This is a genomic window from Veillonella ratti (assembly GCF_003992115.1).
Classification (GTDB): domain Bacteria; phylum Bacillota; class Negativicutes; order Veillonellales; family Veillonellaceae; genus Veillonella_A; species Veillonella_A ratti.
This window is the reverse complement of sequence record NZ_RQUX01000046.1, coordinates 1-447: the sequence shown is the minus strand read 5'-3', so window position 1 is coordinate 447 and position 447 is coordinate 1. Positions and strand designations below refer to the sequence as shown.

The window sequence follows — 447 nt, the reverse complement described above, 5'->3', positions numbered from 1 at the left end:
ACAATCCGCTTACGGCAGCACTCACTTGTATTGAGACAGCCTTAAAGGCCGGCATCACCATGTTTCAATTCCGTGAAAAAGGTCATGGATCTTTAACCGGTGAAGCAAAAGTGGATTTTGCCAAACAGGCACAAGCATTATGCCAAGAATACAAGGTGCCGTTTATTATGAATGATGATATGGACTTGGCTGAAGAATTAGATGTAGACGGCGTTCACATTGGTCAGGATGATGATCCGATTGAAGACGTACGTCGTCGGTTTCCGAATAAAATCATTGGACTGTCCATTCATTCGCCGGAAGAATATGAGGCCTCTCGCGTTGATTTAGCGGATTATATTGGAATCGGACCTATTTACGGTACCCAATCCAAAGATGATGCTAAAGCTCCTATTGGCCTTGACGGTGTAGAAGAACTTCGCAAGGTGGCAGGAAGCTTACCGATTG

Annotated in this window: 1 protein-coding gene; it reads left to right on the top strand. The window is 44.7% G+C overall.

Translation table 11 applies throughout. From position 1 onward, the window contains the following. Positions 1–447, top strand: a 447-nt coding sequence (gene thiE / locus EO124_RS10120; RefSeq protein WP_127059404.1) for a thiamine phosphate synthase, incomplete at both ends; no start/stop codon positions are given.